Annotated in this window: 16 protein-coding genes, 6 tRNA genes and 1 CRISPR repeat array; of the genes, 15 read left to right on the top strand and 7 right to left on the bottom strand. The window is 25.1% G+C overall.

Going from position 1 to position 16,728, the window contains the following annotated elements:
- Positions 1–68: 68 nt before the first annotated feature.
- The 9 genes from L8U37_RS05005 to cas2 all read left to right on the top strand — a co-directional run bounded on the left by L8U37_RS05005 (position 69) and on the right by cas2 (position 7,027).
- A tRNA-Pro gene (locus L8U37_RS05005) sits at positions 69–146 on the top strand.
- A 12-nt stretch (positions 147–158) separates the two neighbouring features.
- Positions 159–235 (top strand) — tRNA-His (locus L8U37_RS05000).
- A gap of 3 nt (positions 236–238) precedes the next feature.
- Positions 239–315: transfer RNA gene (locus L8U37_RS04995), tRNA-Arg, on the top strand.
- Positions 316–342: 27 nt separating this feature from the next.
- A tRNA-Arg gene (locus L8U37_RS04990) sits at positions 343–419 on the top strand.
- A gap of 5 nt (positions 420–424) precedes the next feature.
- A tRNA-Leu gene (locus L8U37_RS04985) sits at positions 425–509 on the top strand.
- A gap of 1,163 nt (positions 510–1,672) precedes the next feature.
- Positions 1,673–2,170 carry a hypothetical protein gene (locus L8U37_RS04980; protein ID WP_263665906.1) on the top strand — a complete coding sequence of 166 codons (498 nt, stop codon included), beginning with the start codon at positions 1,673–1,675 and terminating at the stop codon, positions 2,168–2,170.
- Between the two features lie 550 nt (positions 2,171–2,720).
- Positions 2,721–5,723 (top strand): type II CRISPR RNA-guided endonuclease Cas9, encoded by a 3,003-nt coding sequence (cas9, locus tag L8U37_RS04975; protein ID WP_263666678.1) that lies wholly within the window; start codon positions 2,721–2,723, stop codon positions 5,721–5,723.
- Complete coding sequence (gene cas1, locus L8U37_RS04970; RefSeq protein WP_263666679.1) at positions 5,713–6,615, top strand: type II CRISPR-associated endonuclease Cas1; 903 nt, start codon at positions 5,713–5,715, stop codon at positions 6,613–6,615. The genes cas9 and cas1 overlap by 11 nt, the downstream gene beginning before the upstream one ends.
- Positions 6,602–7,027, top strand: a complete 426-nt coding sequence (gene cas2, locus L8U37_RS04965) for a CRISPR-associated endonuclease Cas2 (protein ID WP_263666681.1) — start codon at positions 6,602–6,604, stop codon at positions 7,025–7,027. The genes cas1 and cas2 overlap by 14 nt, the downstream gene beginning before the upstream one ends.
- Positions 7,028–7,173: 146 nt before the next feature.
- Positions 7,174–8,396: a CRISPR direct-repeat array (repeat unit 36 nt; unit sequence ATTTTATCATAAAGAAATTTAAAAAGAGACTAAAAC).
- A gap of 61 nt (positions 8,397–8,457) precedes the next feature.
- Here the strand turns inward: cas2 and L8U37_RS04960 are convergent.
- A complete protein-coding gene (locus L8U37_RS04960) occupies positions 8,458–8,655 on the bottom strand; it encodes a hypothetical protein (RefSeq protein ID WP_263666682.1) in 198 nt (65 codons plus the stop codon).
- A gap of 947 nt (positions 8,656–9,602) precedes the next feature.
- On the opposite strand from L8U37_RS04960, the gene L8U37_RS04955 reads away from it, so the two are divergent.
- Positions 9,603–10,073: a recombinase RecT gene (locus L8U37_RS04955; protein WP_263728731.1), complete on the top strand. Its 471-nt coding sequence runs from the start codon at positions 9,603–9,605 to the stop codon at positions 10,071–10,073.
- A 93-nt stretch (positions 10,074–10,166) separates the two neighbouring features.
- Complete coding sequence (locus L8U37_RS04950) at positions 10,167–10,640, top strand: hypothetical protein (protein WP_263728730.1); 474 nt, start codon at positions 10,167–10,169, stop codon at positions 10,638–10,640.
- A 73-nt stretch (positions 10,641–10,713) separates the two neighbouring features.
- Here L8U37_RS04950 and L8U37_RS04945 read toward each other — a convergent pair whose 3' ends face one another.
- The 5 genes from L8U37_RS04945 to L8U37_RS04925 form a co-directional block, all read right to left on the bottom strand.
- Positions 10,714–10,881, bottom strand: coding sequence for a hypothetical protein (locus tag L8U37_RS04945; protein WP_263666049.1), 168 nt, complete (start codon positions 10,879–10,881; stop codon positions 10,714–10,716).
- 212 nt (positions 10,882–11,093) lie between these two features.
- On the bottom strand, positions 11,094–11,429 hold the full coding sequence (locus tag L8U37_RS04940) for a hypothetical protein (RefSeq protein WP_263666685.1): 336 nt from the start codon (positions 11,427–11,429) through the stop codon (positions 11,094–11,096).
- A 91-nt stretch (positions 11,430–11,520) separates the two neighbouring features.
- Positions 11,521–11,790: a type II toxin-antitoxin system YafQ family toxin gene (locus L8U37_RS04935; protein WP_144667570.1), complete on the bottom strand. Its 270-nt coding sequence runs from the start codon at positions 11,788–11,790 to the stop codon at positions 11,521–11,523.
- Positions 11,780–12,001 (bottom strand): hypothetical protein, encoded by a 222-nt coding sequence (locus tag L8U37_RS04930; RefSeq protein ID WP_039628371.1) that lies wholly within the window; start codon positions 11,999–12,001, stop codon positions 11,780–11,782. Before L8U37_RS04930 ends, L8U37_RS04935 begins: the two co-directional genes overlap by 11 nt.
- Positions 12,002–12,239: 238 nt before the next feature.
- A complete protein-coding gene (locus L8U37_RS04925) occupies positions 12,240–12,932 on the bottom strand; it encodes a helix-turn-helix domain-containing protein (protein ID WP_263666686.1) in 693 nt (230 codons plus the stop codon).
- Positions 12,933–13,048: 116 nt separating this feature from the next.
- Here L8U37_RS04925 and L8U37_RS04920 point away from each other — a divergent pair, with 116 nt between their 5' ends.
- Positions 13,049–13,972 carry an AAA domain protein gene (locus L8U37_RS04920; RefSeq protein ID WP_043019841.1) on the top strand — a complete coding sequence of 308 codons (924 nt, stop codon included), beginning with the start codon at positions 13,049–13,051 and terminating at the stop codon, positions 13,970–13,972.
- The gene (locus tag L8U37_RS04915) at positions 13,972–14,250 is read left to right on the top strand and encodes a helix-turn-helix domain-containing protein (RefSeq protein WP_167333027.1); all 279 of its coding nucleotides are present in this window, start codon (positions 13,972–13,974) and stop codon (positions 14,248–14,250) included. The genes L8U37_RS04920 and L8U37_RS04915 overlap by 1 nt, the downstream gene beginning before the upstream one ends.
- A 45-nt stretch (positions 14,251–14,295) precedes the next feature.
- On the opposite strand, the gene L8U37_RS04910 is transcribed toward L8U37_RS04915, so the two are convergent.
- On the bottom strand, positions 14,296–15,426 hold the full coding sequence (locus L8U37_RS04910; RefSeq protein ID WP_263728729.1) for a tyrosine-type recombinase/integrase: 1,131 nt from the start codon (positions 15,424–15,426) through the stop codon (positions 14,296–14,298).
- 107 nt (positions 15,427–15,533) lie between these two features.
- On the opposite strand from L8U37_RS04910, the gene L8U37_RS04905 reads away from it, so the two are divergent.
- Together L8U37_RS04905 and L8U37_RS04900 are read left to right on the top strand one after the other, a co-directional pair.
- Positions 15,534–15,710: transfer RNA gene (locus tag L8U37_RS04905), tRNA-Leu, on the top strand.
- A gap of 102 nt (positions 15,711–15,812) precedes the next feature.
- On the top strand, positions 15,813–16,679 hold the full coding sequence (locus tag L8U37_RS04900; RefSeq protein ID WP_263659583.1) for a hypothetical protein: 867 nt from the start codon (positions 15,813–15,815) through the stop codon (positions 16,677–16,679).
- Positions 16,680–16,728: the final 49 nt, after the last annotated feature.

Genomic DNA, 16,728 nt, shown 5'->3' with positions numbered 1-16,728 from the left:
CTAAATATTCTTATTTATCTTGACTTTTAATATTTTTTTATGTAAAATAACGCTTTATTTTTATACATCGGGGTGTAGCGCAGTCTGGTTAGCGCACTTGGTTTGGGACCAAGGGGCCGAAGGTTCGAATCCTTTCACCCCGACCATTTTTATAAATGGTGAGTGTAGCTCAGTCGGTTAGAGCATCAGATTGTGGTCCTGAGGGTCGTGGGTTCGATTCCCATCACTCACCCCATCAGCGCTCGTAGCTCAACTGGATAGAGCGACAGACTTCGGATCTGTAGGTTATGGGTTCGATTCCTATCGGGCGCACCATAAGCCTATTGTTACTTTTATTTTTTTGCGCTCATAGCTCAGCTGGATAGAGCAACGGCCTTCTAAGCCGTAGGTCAGAGGTTCGAATCCTCTTGAGCGTACCACTTTTGCGGATGTGGTGAAATTGGCAGACACGCCAGACTTAGGATCTGGTGCAGCAATGCGTGAAGGTTCAAGTCCTTTCATCCGCACCACCATGCTTTGAAGCTACTTTCTAAAATTTTTAAAAAACTCAGGGAGCGGTTTTGGTAGCGGTTTTTTTCTCAAAAATTAATTTTTAACACTCCATATAAAATAATATAATTTACCATTATAATCTAAAAAAGAAATTGACTTTTATAAAAATATTTAAAAAAAGAATAAAATAAAAAATACATTTTACCTTTTTTATATTCAATTGCTAATTCATTTTCTATTTCTTTTTTTATTAAAAGAAGACAGTATAAAACTAAATACATTAATGTATTTGTTTTATTCATAAGGCTTAAAATTAGTTAAACCATTAAAACATATGAAATTTTATAATTATTAGTATTGGTAAAATAATGGTTTCTCAGCTTTTTCGGTTTTTTGCTTTTAGGATTAAGCAAATATTATTTTATATACATCTTAATCTTTTTATCAAAAATATAAAAAAAATTATTTTAATTTAAAATTATTATAAAATTATATCACTTAGTATTTTTAAGCTAGCGATTAGCTTAAGCTATGATCCTTTTTATATTTTATTAATTTATAAGAAGGTGATCATAATTGATATTAAAATAAAAATTAATCTGATTTTATCTTTTTTATTTTTTATAAAAATGAAATTTATTTTAGTTGGATCACTAGCTTAAAAATACTCTCATTTTTTTCTTAAAATATATCTTCATTTTTTTAAAGAGTTATGAAAAAAATATCCAAAAAATACAAGTTAATTTTTTCAAAAAATCTTACCTTTTTTGTTTTGATAAAAAGTTTAGTAAAATGGAAATTTTAAGCTGTATTTTAAAGCTTTCTTTTTGGAGTTTTATAGGTTAAAATTTATCAAAAAATAGCCCATTTTAAAACAATCACTACACCATGCTAAGCAGATATGTCGTTTTCGTTACCTTTAGCCTAAAAAGTATATATTTCGTATATTTTGATAAATTTTTGGTGTATTTTTTATAGATTTTTATAAAATTTGTCATTTTTGTTAAAAATAATCGTTTTTGCAATACATTACTTCGTAAGTATTAGATTATATGTTTTCGTTACCTTTAGTATTTTTTTGAGATTTGCTGTGTTTTTTTAAAAAATAAAAATGTTATGATTTTGTAATTTTTGTATGATAAAATATTATAAATTTTTGTTAAAAAAGGCAAGTTATTCTGTGTTTAAAAATATATTTTTCAAAAAAACTGTATCTGCTGATAATCCTAAAGATGAGATAAAACTAGATGAAACTCCTACGCAAAACAAAAGCGATAGATTAGAAAAAATAATTCACACTTGGGTAGTAAATTGCACTAAATATTCTTTAAAAAATCCTTATGATACAAGACGCATTAACAGAAAAAATGGCTGTATCAAATTTGTCTTAAGAGTCTTTAAAGAAACCAAAAATGAAGGTGCTTTAATTGGCATTAGTTCTTCACTTTATGATAAATATAAAAATCTCTATAAATCAAAACTTGCTAGAGTAAAGCAATCAAGTAAAATAAAAAGCTTACAAGAAAAATATCCTGATTTAGATATTATCAATGCTTATAAATACGCCATATTAAGCAATAAATATGCTTTATTAAATGAAGATGTTAAAGACTTTGAAAATATTATAAAGATTTTATTGCAATTAAATACCGCTAAAAACAAACAAAAACAAGCCTAAAATCAAAAATCTACTATAAAGTAATATCAACCTAGCATTAAATAATTAAAATCGATTTATAAGCTTGTTTTGTTAGATTATGTTAAGGAAGTGGTGTTTAGTTATTATTTGTGTAATTTTGGCAAGCTCGAACGGATCTTACTTGCCGTGACGATTGTGTATTATAGCAATTTTATTTTTAAAAATCCACATAGTATATCTATCTATAATATTTAGCACTTTTTACTATCTTTTTTTAAAACATATTGCAATGGAGTTTTATAATTTAAGGCTAAATGTGACAAGAAGTATTGCAAATTACTAGCCACTTAGACATATCTTGCATTAAATCCTTTAAGATCTGTAAAAAAATAAATCTTTATAATAATTAGAAATCTTCTTTTAAACTTCTATTTTCTTCCAAATTCGCTTCATTACAAAATTATTGTTTATCTTTTATCAAAATGTTTTCTCACAAAAATAAGAATGATTTTATTTGTTTTTAGTGTTTTTTTACATTATTTTTTGTAAATTTATAATAAAACATAAATGCTTGTTTAAGGATTAAAAGATGAAAGTTATAGGTTTTGATATAGGAATTAATTCTATAGGCTGGGCTTTTGTAGAAAACGATGAGTTAAAAGATTGCGGAGTTAGGATATTTACAAAAGCTGAAAATCCGAAAAATAAGGAATCTTTAGCCTTGCCTAGACGCAATGCAAGAAGTTCTAGAAAACGCCTTAAAAGAAGAAAGTTGAGATTAATTGCTATAAAGCATATTCTTGCAAAAGAATTAAAATTAAACTACAAAGATTATATAGCAAACGATGGAGATCTGCCAAAAGCTTACGAAGGAAAGCTAACAAGCATTTATGAACTAAGATATAAAGCATTGACTCAGAAATTAGAAGCTAAAGATTTAGCAAGAGTGATTTTGCATATAGCAAAACATCGTGGCTACATGAACAAAAACGAAAAAAAATCAAACGACGTCGAAAAAGGAAAAATTCTAAGTGCTTTAAAAAATAATGCTTTGAAATTAGAAAATTATCAAAGCGTTGGAGAATATTTTTATAAAGAATTTTTCCAAAAATATAAAGAAAACACTAAAAATTTCATCAAGATTCGCAATACCAAAGATAATTACAATAATTGTATTTTAGCAAGTGATTTAGAAAAAGAACTAAAGCTTATCTTAGAAAAACAAAAAGAATTCGGCTATAACTATAGTGAAGATTTTATAAATGAGATTCTTAAAGTTGCATTTTTTCAAAGACCTTTAAAAGATTTTTCACATTTAGTAGGAGCTTGTGCTTTTTTTGAGGAAGAAAAGCGAGCTTGCAAAAATTCATATAGTACTTGGGAGTTCGTGGCTTTAACTAAGATTATTAACGAAATAAAAAGTTTGGAAAAAATAAGCGGAGAGATTGTATCAACTCAAACAATAGATGAAGTTTTAAATCTCATTTTAGATAAAGGAAGTATTACATATAAAAAATTTAGATCTTGTATTAATTTGCATGAAAGTATTAGTTTTAAAAGTCTTAAATATGATAAAGAAAATGCTGAAAATGCAAAATTAATTGATTTTAGAAAATTAGTAGAATTTAAAAAAGCTTTAGGGGAACACTCTCTTAGTAGACAAGAGTTAGATCAAATATCTACGCATATTACTTTAATAAAAGATAATGTTAAGCTTAAAACTGCTTTAGAAAAATATAATTTAAGCAATGAGCAAATCAATAATTTACTCGAAATTGAATTTAATGATTATATTAATCTCAGTTTTAAAGCACTTAGTATGATACTTCCTTTGATGAGAGAGGGAAAAAGATATGATGAAGCATGCGAGATTGCAAATTTAAAACCAAAAACAACCAACCAAAAACATGATTTCCTTCCAGCTTTTTGCAATAGTATATTTGTACATGAGCTTAGCAACCCTATTGTTAATAGAGCTATAAGTGAGTATAGAAAGGTCTTAAATGCTTTGCTTAAAAAATATGGCAAAGTACATAAAATTCATTTAGAATTAGCAAGAGATATAGGACTTAGCAAGAAAGCAAGAGAAAAAATAGAAAAAGAACAAAAAGAAAATCAAGCTGTTAATGCTTGGGCTTTAAATGAGTGTGAAAACATAGGGCTTAAGGCAAGTGCTAAAAATATTTTAAAATTAAAACTATGGAAAGAACAAAAAGAAATTTGTGTTTACAGTGGCAAGAAAATATCCATAGAACATTTAAAAGATGAAAAAGCCTTAGAAGTTGATCATATATATCCTTACTCAAGAAGTTTTGATGATTCATTTATGAATAAAGTTTTGGTTTTTACCAAAGAAAATCAAGAGAAACTTAACAAAACACCTTTTGAAGCTTTTGGAAAAAACATAGAAAAATGGAGCAAAATTCAAACACTAGTTCAAAATCTTCCTTATAAAAAGAAAAATAAAATTTTAGATGAAAATTTCAAAGATAAACAACAACAAGATTTTATTGATAGAAATTTAAATGACACAAGATATATTGCGACTTTAATAACTAAATATACAAAAGAGTATTTAAATTTTTTACCTTTAAATGAAAATGAAAATATAAATTTAAAAAGCGGGGAAAAAGGAAGTAAAATCCACGTTCAAACTGTCAATGGTATGCTCACATCCGTTTTAAGACATACTTGGGGTTTTGATAAAAAAGATAGAAATAATCATCTTCATCATGCACTTGATGCGATTATAGTTGCTTATAGTACAAACTCAATCATAAAAGCTTTTTCAGATTTTAGGAAAAATCAAGAGCTTCTAAAAGCAAGATTTTACGCTAAAGAGCTTACAAGTGATAATTATAAACATCAAGTTAAATTTTTTGAACCTTTTGAAGGGTTTAGAGAAAAAATTTTAAGTAAAATCGATGAAATATTTGTTTCAAAACCACCTAGAAAAAGAGCAAGAGGTGCTTTGCACAAAGAAACTTTTTATTCTGAAGATGAAATGATTAAAAAATATAATTCTAAAGAAGGTTTAAATATAGCATTAGACTGTGGAAAAATAAGGAAAATAGGTACAAAATATGTTGAAAATGATACTATGGTAAGGGTTGATATCTTCAAAAAACAAAACAAATTTTATGCTATACCTATTTATACTATGGATTTTGCCTTAGGAATTTTGCCAAATAAAATAGTGGTCATTGGTAAAGATAAAAATAACAATCCAAAGCAATGGCAAGAAATAGATGGAAGTTATGAATTTTGTTTTTCTTTGTATAAAAATGATTTAATTCTGTTACAGAAAAAAGATATGCAAGAAGCTGAATTTGCTTATTATAATGGTTTTGGTATCAGTACATCTAGTATTTGTGTTGAAAAACACGATAATAAATTTGAAAATTTAACACCTAATCAAAAATTATTATTTTCTAATGCAAAAGAAGGAAGTGTTAAGGTTGAAAATTTAGGGATTCAAAATTTAAAAGTATTTGAAAAATACATTATAACCCCTCTTGGAGATAAAATAAAAGCAGATTTTCAACCAAGAGAAAATATCTCTTTAAAATCAAGTAAAAAAAATGGCTTATGATGAAGCTTTTAAAAGCGTATTGATCGCAAATCAAGCAAAGCTAAGTCTTGAATTAAATCATCTTGTAATAAAACAAGATGATAAAGAGGCTAGAATTTTTCTAAAAGATATTAATTTTGTTATATTAGAATCTTTACAGGCAAGTATTACTTCAAGTTTGCTTAGCGCTTTAGCTAAATACAAAATTATACTTTTAACTTGTGATGAATCCCATAATATAAATGGAATTTTTTCTCCATTTTTGGGACATTTTATAAGTGCAAAAGTAGCTAAAAAACAAATTGCGGTAAGTTTGCAAAGAAAAGCAATTTTATGGCAAAAGATTATTAAAAACAAAATTTCAAATCAAGCTTATATTTTAAAAATTACCAATCATTCCAAAGAATCCAAAGAACTTTTAAATATGGCTAAGAATATAAATTTAAACGACTCTAAAAACTTAGAATCAACTGCAGCTGCTTTATATTTTAAAACTTTATTTGGCAAAGATTTTGCAAGAAATGATATATGTTTTATAAATTCAGGATTAAACTATGGCTATGCTATTATAAGGTCGCTTATCGTTAGGGCTGTTTGTATAAGTGGGCTTTTGCCGTGGCAGGGTATAAAACACGATAATATTTATAATGATTTTAATCTTTGTGATGATTTGATAGAAGTTTTTAGACCGTTGATTGATTTATGTGTATTTAAGCTAAAAGATACAAAAGATAGTGAATTTTTAGACAAGGAAACAAAGCAAAAATTAATTGGTATTTTGCAAGAAGAGGTGGTTTTTGAAAATAAATCTTATCCTTTAAACAGGGCTATAAATTTCTATGTTCAAAATTTTAAAAACGCTTTATTGGAAGATGATGAGCTGATGATGGTAAATTTATATGATAGAAGATAAATTTATGAGAGTTTTATTGATGTTTGATATGCCCACAAAAAGTAAAAAGGATCAAAAAAATGCAAATAAATTTAGAACTTCATTGATAAAGCTTGGATTTTTTATGATGCAATTTAGCGTGTATGTGAAAATTTGCAAAGGATCAGCTTCAGCTAAAACAACGATAAAATCTATAGAGAAAATTTTACCACCTTATGGAAATATAAGGGTTTTAACCATAACAGAAAAACAATTTGACAATATGCAAATTCTTTTAGGCGGAGCTTCTTTTAATGAAAAAATAAATGATGATAAAAATCTAGTTTTATTTGAATATGATGAAAAAAGTAAAGAATTTAAATACGGTAATGAAAAATTAAGTAAAGAAAAGAAAAAAACTAAGTTTATACAACCTAGTTTATTTGAATTTTAATGGTTTTAAAGGGATTGTAACCCTGCGTGGATGACCAAAAACCACTTATTTTAGTCTCTTTTTAAATTTCTTTAGCAAGAATTATAGCATATTTTAGGTTTTTTTCTATAGAAAAACACCTAGTTTTCTTTATTTGATAAAGATCTATTTTATCATAAAGAAATTTAAAAAGAGACTAAAACCCTGTGTTTGAAATATTATAGTTTCCATATATTTTATCATAAAGAAATTTAAAAAGAGACTAAAACTTTTTTACTCTCTCCGTTTTTATTATCACCATTTTATCATAAAGAAATTTAAAAAGAGACTAAAACTATATCACTAACAATAAAATTTAAACTTAGATTTTATCATAAAGAAATTTAAAAAGAGACTAAAACTATATCACTAACAATAAAATTTAAACTTAGATTTTATCATAAAGAAATTTAAAAAGAGACTAAAACATGTGTTCCAATTCAGTTCAAGCTAAAAGAATTTTATCATAAAGAAATTTAAAAAGAGACTAAAACTATTGCGTTTTCTACATCATCTTGTAATTCATTTTATCATAAAGAAATTTAAAAAGAGACTAAAACTATATCATATTTTTCGTATAAATCTTGCATATTTTATCATAAAGAAATTTAAAAAGAGACTAAAACATTATCATCGCTTGACTTTCTCTCATCATAATTTTATCATAAAGAAATTTAAAAAGAGACTAAAACTTCTTGCATACCTAAATGCTCTAGTTCTCTATTTTATCATAAAGAAATTTAAAAAGAGACTAAAACAAGATTCACACTCATTTTCAACACCATTATATTTTATCATAAAGAAATTTAAAAAGAGACTAAAACCGCAAGTTAAGGTAAGGTTAAACACTAATGATTTTATCATAAAGAAATTTAAAAAGAGACTAAAACTCAAGCTACCCCATATCAAGCTATGGTTACATTTTATCATAAAGAAATTTAAAAAGAGACTAAAACTAGCCTAGCTAAATTTTGAAAAAGTCTTTTATTTTATCATAAAGAAATTTAAAAAGAGACTAAAACTTAACAATTTAACTTAAAGGATTAAACTATATTTTATCATAAAGAAATTTAAAAAGAGACTAAAACTAAGTAAGAATAATATCCACTATCCCACTTATTTTATCATAAAGAAATTTAAAAAGAGACTAAAACCTTCTTGCTTCAAACTCATACGCTTTAGTTATTTTATCATAAAGAAATTTAAAAAGAGACTAAAACAAGGTTTACCTTTATTTTCTAATCCAAGAAATTTTATCATAAAGAAATTTAAAAAGAGACTAAAACACTGGCGGTTTAAAGGTTACTCAAACTGGATTTTATCATAAAGAAATTTAAAAAGAGACTAAAATCATATACAAATTAATCAATAATATCTGAAATTGGTTTTTTTAGCTAAAACAATTTAAATATTTATGGGTAAGTTTGTTTTGTATTATTTTTGCAATTTTGGATTAATTTATATAATTGATCTTCCTCAAATCCATCATTTATTCCTGCTTCAGCAAACTCTAACTGTTCTTTGTGAAATTCTTCATCATCTTTAAAAGCCTCAAAACTTTTTATCCATAATGCTTTTCTCTGGTTTATATATTCTTCGTTTTTAAACATATCTATCCTTTTGTTTTATTATTTAATTTTGCTTATTTTAATTTTTCTAAGATAATTTCAAAAGTATTTTCGCTTACACCCATTAAAAATCCTAAGCTAATAATATAAAGAATATATCAAAAATAGACTTTATAACTTATAAACAATTTTTTCTGCAAATATATTATTTAAACTATTCTTAGTAGAAATTTGTAGATTTCATAAATATCAAGAATATCAACAAAGTAACTATGGATATAATACAAAGTTGATAAAAGCTAGATCTTTGAAATATTATAATTAAAAAATAATATTGTATTTTTAAAGTTGATTAGATAATATATTAATTTAATAATTTTTATAACAAAAAAAGGAAATAAAATGGGACAATATATTGTATTAGCCTTTGCAATAGCAGTTGCCATATTTGTGACATTTTATGACTTTGATAAAGATAAAAAAACCGATAATAATAAAAAATAATTGATTTTGATATTTTATAATAGAAGCATGTTTATATCTTTTAGCTTTTATTTTTTATTGCTAGATAATAATATAAATAAAAATTTTAAAAAGTATTATTTATAAAAATACCTGCGAAACAATCTTAAGATTCATGGAATCTATTGGCGTAGGATTATTTGTAAATAGTCTTTATGGTTTGCAAATGAGCGATAGTTGCACTATCATCGATCTTTCTTAAAGAATGATCTTTTTTTGAAAGAAAATGAGAGAGAATGGATGGTTATAATATAGCTATTTTAATTGGTGCTATCACTCTTATTTTTGGCACATTGGTTTTAGTAGCTCATTATTTTAACGATAAATACATTAATGAAAGAAAAAGTTAGTCTTTATTTTAGCTTCTTAGCACACCCTATAAGTTGGGAATAGATTTTTTTATTCTCTTCCTGGGCAATATAATTTTCTATTCCTTTTTTATTATCAAATCAAAAAAAAGGAAAAACATGTCAGCAATAATAAATACAAATCAAAATATAGAATTAAACAAAGAAAGAATCGCTCTAATTAAAAAACATTTCTTCCCTGCTGAAACTAAGATCAATAAAACAGAAATAAAATATTACCTTAGTGTCGTAACTAAATATGATCTAGATCCTTTCTTGCACCAAGTATTTTTTGTTCCTCATAGGGCAAAAGTTACAAAAAATGGTAAAGATGTGTGGGTTGAAAAAATAGAACCTTTAGTGGGCAGAGATGGCTTTTTAGCTATTGCTCACAAAAGCGGAAAATTTGGTGGTATTCGTTCTTATAGCGAGATTAAAAACTATCCAAAATTAGTGAATAATCAATGGCAATACGCTCAAGATTTGGTTGCAATTTGTGAAGTTTATAGAACTGTTGGCGATAAACCTTTTGTAGTTGAAGTTGCATATAGTGAATATGCGCAAAAAACATTGAAAATGCCTACAATCTAGTATAAAATAGCTTAATATAAGTTAAATACAAAAGCTTGATATATAAAATAAATAACCTATAACAAATTGTGTTATAATGACAAAGGATTAAATATGCAAGGAAATATTATGGCTCAGGAAAAAGAGTATATACTTAATGAAAGTTTTAAAGCTTTATTAGAAAGTATTTTTTCTAATCCTGAACAATCACAAAAATTAATTAAAGCTTTTGAAGAACTTGTTAATGGTAGAGCAACTACTCAAAGATTGAATTTTGAAAATCTTAAAAATCAAACTATAGAAGAAATAAGACAAGAGCTTGTAAGTAAAGATTTATTTCAATCAGAGATTAAAAGATTGGAAAGTTTAATTTATTCTGAAGTTGCAAGACTAGAAGGAATTATTAACACCAAAATAGCTGAAATTAAAACTGAAATAGCTGAAGTTAAAACTGAATTCTCAGAACAAATTTCTAGCGCTAAGCAAAAAGCGCTTTATTGGCTTTTAGGTACTGCAGTAGCAACTACAGTAACTATACTTTCAAGCATTTGGGCTATGATGAATTTTATGCTAGAAAGCTTAAAATAAAAATTATTTAAAGTTTTTACTATATCTTATTTATATATTTTTATAGTTAGGATAACATAGTTATCCTATGAATTTAAGTAATGTTTTTCATATAATCATAAATTAAAGCTGTTCGACTAATAATAAAATTCTCAAAATCATCATTTAATAAATATTCAACCATATCTTTTGTTATAAAATGTGTTTCTAAATCTTTAAAAAATTGTTCTTGTTGATTATCTTGTATTTTTTTATTTAGCAACTCTTTTATATATGTGCTTGGATTTTTATTATTGATTTTATTATTATATTCTTTTGTAATAAGTGCTATATTTGCTATATTATTAATTATATTATCATTAGATGAGATAAAATTTTTTAGATATCTCTTTTCCTAATATTAGAATTTATAGGAAAAATATGATATTCTTCTAAAAATTCACTAAACTTCTTAAAAACTGTTTGCTTTTATTATCACTCTTGATCTTCTGGCTTAAAACCTATTATTTTTGCCATTATACCCCTATAGCTTTCAAAACTATTCATTGCTTGCATATTGCTAACTCTAAGAAGTCTAACTTTGTGATCTTGTTTGTAAAAAACTTTAAAAACACAATCACTTTCTTTGTGTTTTACCATATCATCTAAACCACATTTTTCTATAAACTCATAATCTTTAGCAAAAACTTCATTTTCTACATCAAATAAATCTTGAAAATAGCCATTAGGATTAGCTGGATCATAAGTATAAGAACCTACTACACATTCTCTCATAGCTTTTTGTATTTCTTCTTGGGATAATTTTTCCATAGTGTTTTCCTTTTTTTCTTTTTATAGTGACATAAGTGACTTAATGTGTAGTTATGGATTTTATTAACTTGATTAATTTAACTTCAATTATTTAAAACAACTCACTATGAGAACCTATATTAATACAGGTTAAAATAAGCTTATCATCTTGTTTTTGATAAATTAAGAGCAAATCAGGTTTTACATGACACTCTCTAAGATCTTTAAATTCACCTTTTAGTTTATGATCCTTGTATTTTCTTTCAAGAGTTTCATTGTTAGATAAGCGATAAACTATTTCATCTACTAAATCTTTTTCTTTTAGTGTTAGCTTCTTGTAATTTTTCTTGTATTCTTTTAAAACTCTAATTTCATATTTCACGCATAGCCCTTTTATACTCATCAAAGTTTTTAAAAGTTTCATATTCTCCATTTTTCATTTCTTCTAAAGCTTTTTTCATAGAACTTTGTTTATTCTCATCTGGGATATCATACTCTAATAAACAATAACTAGCTCTTAGGCTTTTAGCCAAACTCTCAAAAACAGGCAAAAAATCCTTATCAAATCCACTAATTTCAATTTTTATAGACATCTACATCCTTTCTTATATAATTTTATTTTTTATTATAGCATAAAGGATTTTGTTGTGAATTTGAAAAACTTTTTATTTATGTAAAATTACATAAATAAAACAATCAAAATACAATATAAAGAATTAAAGAATAGCAAAAACGGTTATTTTAAAAACTAACAAATCTTTGTACAGAATGATTTCATATTCTGTTGCAAAATTTTAGCTGGTAAATAACAACCAGCAAATATTATCTGTTTTAATCCTTAAAAATTAAATAATTAAACGAATTAAGCTCATTTATAATTATTTTTTCAACATCTTTTCTTAAATCAATAAATAAAGCATTTACATCGATCTCATCTAAGTTGTTTTCTACCCACTCTATGGTATTTATTTTGTCTTTTTCACTTAAAATTAAAGAGTATAATTTGATATTTTTTAAAGAAATTTTAAATTTCTTTAACATGTTTATAAAATCTTTTTTACTCATTGTTGTGCGGCTTAATTCTATCTTGTTTAAATGTTTAATAAACAAGAGAAGAATTAAAAGCATTTTCTCTCCATTTCCACTCCAGCTTTCACTTAATTTCTCTATAAATCCTACACCTTTGAGAGAACGAATATGTTTAGATATTTTTTGAAGTTGCATATTTACAATGTTTGATTTTAAAAAATCATTTAAGCCATTTTTTAGCTGTAATTCATGTGTAAGTCTATTGTAATTTCTAAGATTTCTATGTAGCTCCATATCCGCTAAATTATTTGCTAGTAGCTCATTTGGACTAATTTGAAAATGCTCACATATTTTTAGTATTGTAGGAAGTGTAATATTGTTATTTCCTTTTTCCCACATACTTACTGTTTTTTGTCCTACATTTAAAATTTCGCCCAACTCTTGTTGTGTTAATTTGCGTTGTTTTCTTAAAAACTTAATATTTTCTTTTATCATAATAGAATTATCCTATATAAAATTATTAAAATATTAAAATATTTTTGTTAAAAATAAAATAAAAATTTATATTATTTTAAATTAAAGAATTTATAATTCTAAAAAAGGATTATAAGATGGAAAACATAAAAAAATTTTCATTGAAATTGGAAAATTTTCAATCTTGTCAAGAATCATGGCTCTTAAAAGATTTGATACCGAAAGAATCTTTGGGTTTGCTTTATGGTAGTAGTGGTAGTGGAAAGACAAGTGTTTGTTTGTATTTTTGCAAGGAAATTTTAAAGAAAGATAATGAAATTAGAGTGTTTTATATAAATGCAGATATGGGACTTTCGAGTTTAAAAAAATATGGTTTCGCAAATCTTCTTGAAAATTTTACCAACCGTTTTTTTGTAATAGATTTAACATGCTCTGATAAAAAATTCATATATTTTGAAAACATATGCGACGAAATAATAAAAATTCAAGAGAAATTCAATGTATTTATAATTGTTGATTCTTTAAATTGTGTCACTAGAAAAATAGGAAGATTTATTGATCCAAATTATTTATTTTCAAAAGAGAAAATAATTCGAAAAAAAGGTGGAACCGTGCTTTTTATTCACCATTTAAATAAAAGCGGAGTTTTTTCTGATAGTCATCAAATTGTTGATTATGCTGATTTTAGCTATAGATGTGAATACACTGAAGAGATGAATTCTATTTTGTTAAGACCAGAAAAACTTGGAAGATTTATACTTGAAAAAATAGCATTCAAAGTTTTAAATTTTAGCAATTTAGAAAGAATGGAATTTGATAGTGTTGAGATGAGTTCTTATGAGATAGAGTTTATAAAAACTGTTTTAGAGATTTTAAAGATGGGTCGTTTTAAGCAAAATGAATTAATCAACCTAGTCTTAAGAAATTGCAAAAGATATGTTGGTCGTGAAAAGGCAAGAAAACTTTTGCAAGAATATGCAAAAAAAGGAAAATGGTGCATGCTCAAAGATCGTTTTGATAACAATTCGATTTATTATTACTTAAAAAATGAGGAAAAATAATGGATATGGATAATATAGTAATTTGCAAAGCTAGTGATCTTGAAGATATTTTTAAAAAGATTTTAAAAGAAAATGAATTAATCAAGAATAAAACTGATGAAAATTTAAATGTACAACAGGCTTCAAATTATTTAAAAATAAGCACTTCAAAACTTTACAAGGATTGTAATTTAGGAAAAGTTCCTTTTTGTAAAATTGGCAAAAAACTTGTTTTTAAAAAAGATGATCTTGATGAATATTTAAAACTTAATAGCTCTAAAAATAGTTTAAAATTTTAATCACACTTAACCAAAAAACCGAAAAACCTAAAAAACCATTGTAAATTAGTGTTTTTCAGTTTTAAAATTACTAAAAATAGCATTTAGAGTATTATTAATAGTTTCATTTTTAATATTTGCATATCTTTTTGTAACTCCTATGCTTGAATGTCCTAATGTTTCTCCAATAGCTTCTAAAGATATACCCATATTAATACCTATATATCCTATTAAATGTCTTAAGTCATGTAATCTAATAGGAGTTTTTAATTTTTGATTTATTTTATCCCAATGCCATCTTATATCTTTATAAGGGTTTCCATCTTCTTTAATAAAAATATATCCTTTATTTTTTACTCCAATGCTTTTTAAAGCTTCTATTTGTAAAGAACTTAACGGAAATTGTAAGTTTTTCCTTGATTTGTTTTGGCTTGAAGGTAAAAAATAAATTTTATTAGCAAAGTCAATATTGTCCCATTTTAATGTAAGAACTTCACTTTTTCTTCTTCCATGTAAAAGAAATATAAACATAGCTCGTATCGTTAAATTTTCATAATTTATAATAGCTTTATAAAGAGCATTTCTATCCTCATCATCAATAGTAAAATATCTTTTGTTATCAAATTTTTGTATCTCTATTTCTCTTGCTATATTTTTTTCTATATAATCATTTTTAATAGCAAATTCAAATACTGGAGAAAGTATATCTTTTATTGTTTTTGTTGTTCTTGGAGATTTGCCTTGATCAATCATTTTATTAACAATATTTTGCATATCTTTTAATTTGACTTGTTTTATTTTGATGTTACCTATAATATCTTTTATATGTGCATTATATGAAAATATGGTTACCTCATAATGTTTTTTAGAAATAGTATTTTTTCGCATACTAATCCATTCTTCAAACACTTCATTTAGTTTAGGTTCTTTAATTTTAAATTTCTTTGCAAATTTTCCATTAATTCTTTGCAAGGCAATTAACTCACAATTCTTTTTAAGGGTCTGGGTGTTATTTAAAATAGGAAATATCTCATAACTTGATTTTTTCCCTTCATAATATCTTATAGCTAATTCGTATGGTATAGTTAATCTTCTTTGCAATTCTACTAAACTAATTTCTTTTATATCCTCTAATTTCTTATCTTTGTCTATAAAATATATACCCTTATATTCTTTTATTTTTACTAGATTTTTCAAGATATTCCTTTTTTGCTTTTAATTTACGCAGAAAATTTTATTATTTTTTACATAATATAAAATTAAAAATATACTAAAAATAGTATCTCAAATGGATTTTAGTGGTAGCGGTTTTGGTAGCGGTTTTTTTCTCAAAATGGTATAAAATAATACTATTTTTAAGATAAACTTAAACAATAAAACGCCTATTTTTCAATACTTTGATAAAAAATGATAACAAAACGCATTAGGCTTAGGATCTGGTGCAGCAATGCGTGAAGGTTCAAGTCCTTTCATCCGCACCACTAATCTAGATTTTACTCAAATATGAAAACCTATAATTTATTTTTAGTTGTACAATAATAATATTTTAAATTAAAATATATTGCAAATATTAGGAAGATATTATGGTAAATATATATCAAGTTAAAATTATCGAAAATTTTTGCAAGGATAAATTTAAAAAAGATACAAGGCTAAAGGATTTTTTTCATATCTTTTTGGCGCAAAATTTAGAAATTTATACCAATATAGAAGACCAAAATTATACCAAAGGTACAATACTAATATATAAAATTTTTGATATATGTATTATATGTATAAAAGATGGAGTTTTCGTAGGTCAAGAGTATTGTCAATTTAAAAAAAGCGTGATAGATTATATAGTTGCTTATACTGATGAAAATATGAATGATGGTAAAATATCGCAACTATTAAGAGGTAGTTTTACATTAAAAATAGATAAATCAAATTGTTATGATAATCCAGATATTAAAGTTGTGTTTTCAGAAAAAGGCTTTTTGTTTCAGGCTAAATTTAACAATTGTGAAAGTAAATTTAAAGATACAATGACTATGTTTGCACTTTCTTTGGCTTATCGTGAGAAAATGGAGTATTATTTGAATTTGACTTCAAGTATTATAGATAAAGAAAACTACCATGATGTTATTGATATTAAAAAAGATTTTTATGTTTTTAATTTGAAATATTTTTTTAGCAACCCAATACATTATAACTACCAACAAAAACACACAATATGGAAAATTATATTTCATTATTATAATATTTTAGAACAACATCAAGAATTAAAAATTCAAATAGAAAATCTTGTTGATATTTTGCATATTGAGCAAAATCAAGAAGAAGATAAAAAGGAAAAAATAAAAGAGAATAAAAGAAAAAAAATTGAAATGATTTTTTTAATCATCGGTGCTTTTGTTACTTTAGCTTCGCTAGTTAGTGTATACAAAGATGCTATGGAATTACTTGGTTAAAGTTATAGTATCACTTGTTTTGTGTTTTACTAAAATTTAACTCTCTATC

It is taken from the genome of Campylobacter sp. RKI_CA19_01122 (genome assembly GCF_025771325.1).
GTDB lineage: Bacteria > Campylobacterota > Campylobacteria > Campylobacterales > Campylobacteraceae > Campylobacter_D > Campylobacter_D lari_D.
This window is presented reverse-complemented; position numbering and strand designations above follow the sequence as displayed.

Bases quoted from the DNA above. Each gene is read 5' to 3' on its own strand.
- cas9 (WP_263666678.1), top strand. From the start codon at position 2,721: ATGAAAGTTATAGGTTTTGATATAGGAATTAATTCTATAGGCTGGGCT.
- cas1 (WP_263666679.1), top strand. From the start codon at position 5,713: ATGGCTTATGATGAAGCTTTTAAAAGCGTATTGATCGCAAATCAAGCA.
- cas2 (WP_263666681.1), top strand. From the start codon at position 6,602: ATGATAGAAGATAAATTTATGAGAGTTTTATTGATGTTTGATATGCCC.
- L8U37_RS04960 (WP_263666682.1), bottom strand. From the start codon at position 8,655: ATGTTTAAAAACGAAGAATATATAAACCAGAGAAAAGCATTATGGATA.
- L8U37_RS04955 (WP_263728731.1), top strand. From the start codon at position 9,603: ATGTCAGCAATAATAAATACAAATCAAAATATAGAATTAAACAAAGAA.
- L8U37_RS04950 (WP_263728730.1), top strand. From the start codon at position 10,167: ATGCAAGGAAATATTATGGCTCAGGAAAAAGAGTATATACTTAATGAA.
- L8U37_RS04940 (WP_263666685.1), bottom strand. From the start codon at position 11,429: ATGGAAAAATTATCCCAAGAAGAAATACAAAAAGCTATGAGAGAATGT.
- L8U37_RS04930 (WP_039628371.1), bottom strand. From the start codon at position 12,001: ATGTCTATAAAAATTGAAATTAGTGGATTTGATAAGGATTTTTTGCCT.
- L8U37_RS04925 (WP_263666686.1), bottom strand. From the start codon at position 12,932: ATGATAAAAGAAAATATTAAGTTTTTAAGAAAACAACGCAAATTAACA.
- L8U37_RS04920 (WP_043019841.1), top strand. From the start codon at position 13,049: ATGGAAAACATAAAAAAATTTTCATTGAAATTGGAAAATTTTCAATCT.
- L8U37_RS04915 (WP_167333027.1), top strand. From the start codon at position 13,972: ATGGATATGGATAATATAGTAATTTGCAAAGCTAGTGATCTTGAAGAT.
- L8U37_RS04900 (WP_263659583.1), top strand. From the start codon at position 15,813: ATGGTAAATATATATCAAGTTAAAATTATCGAAAATTTTTGCAAGGAT.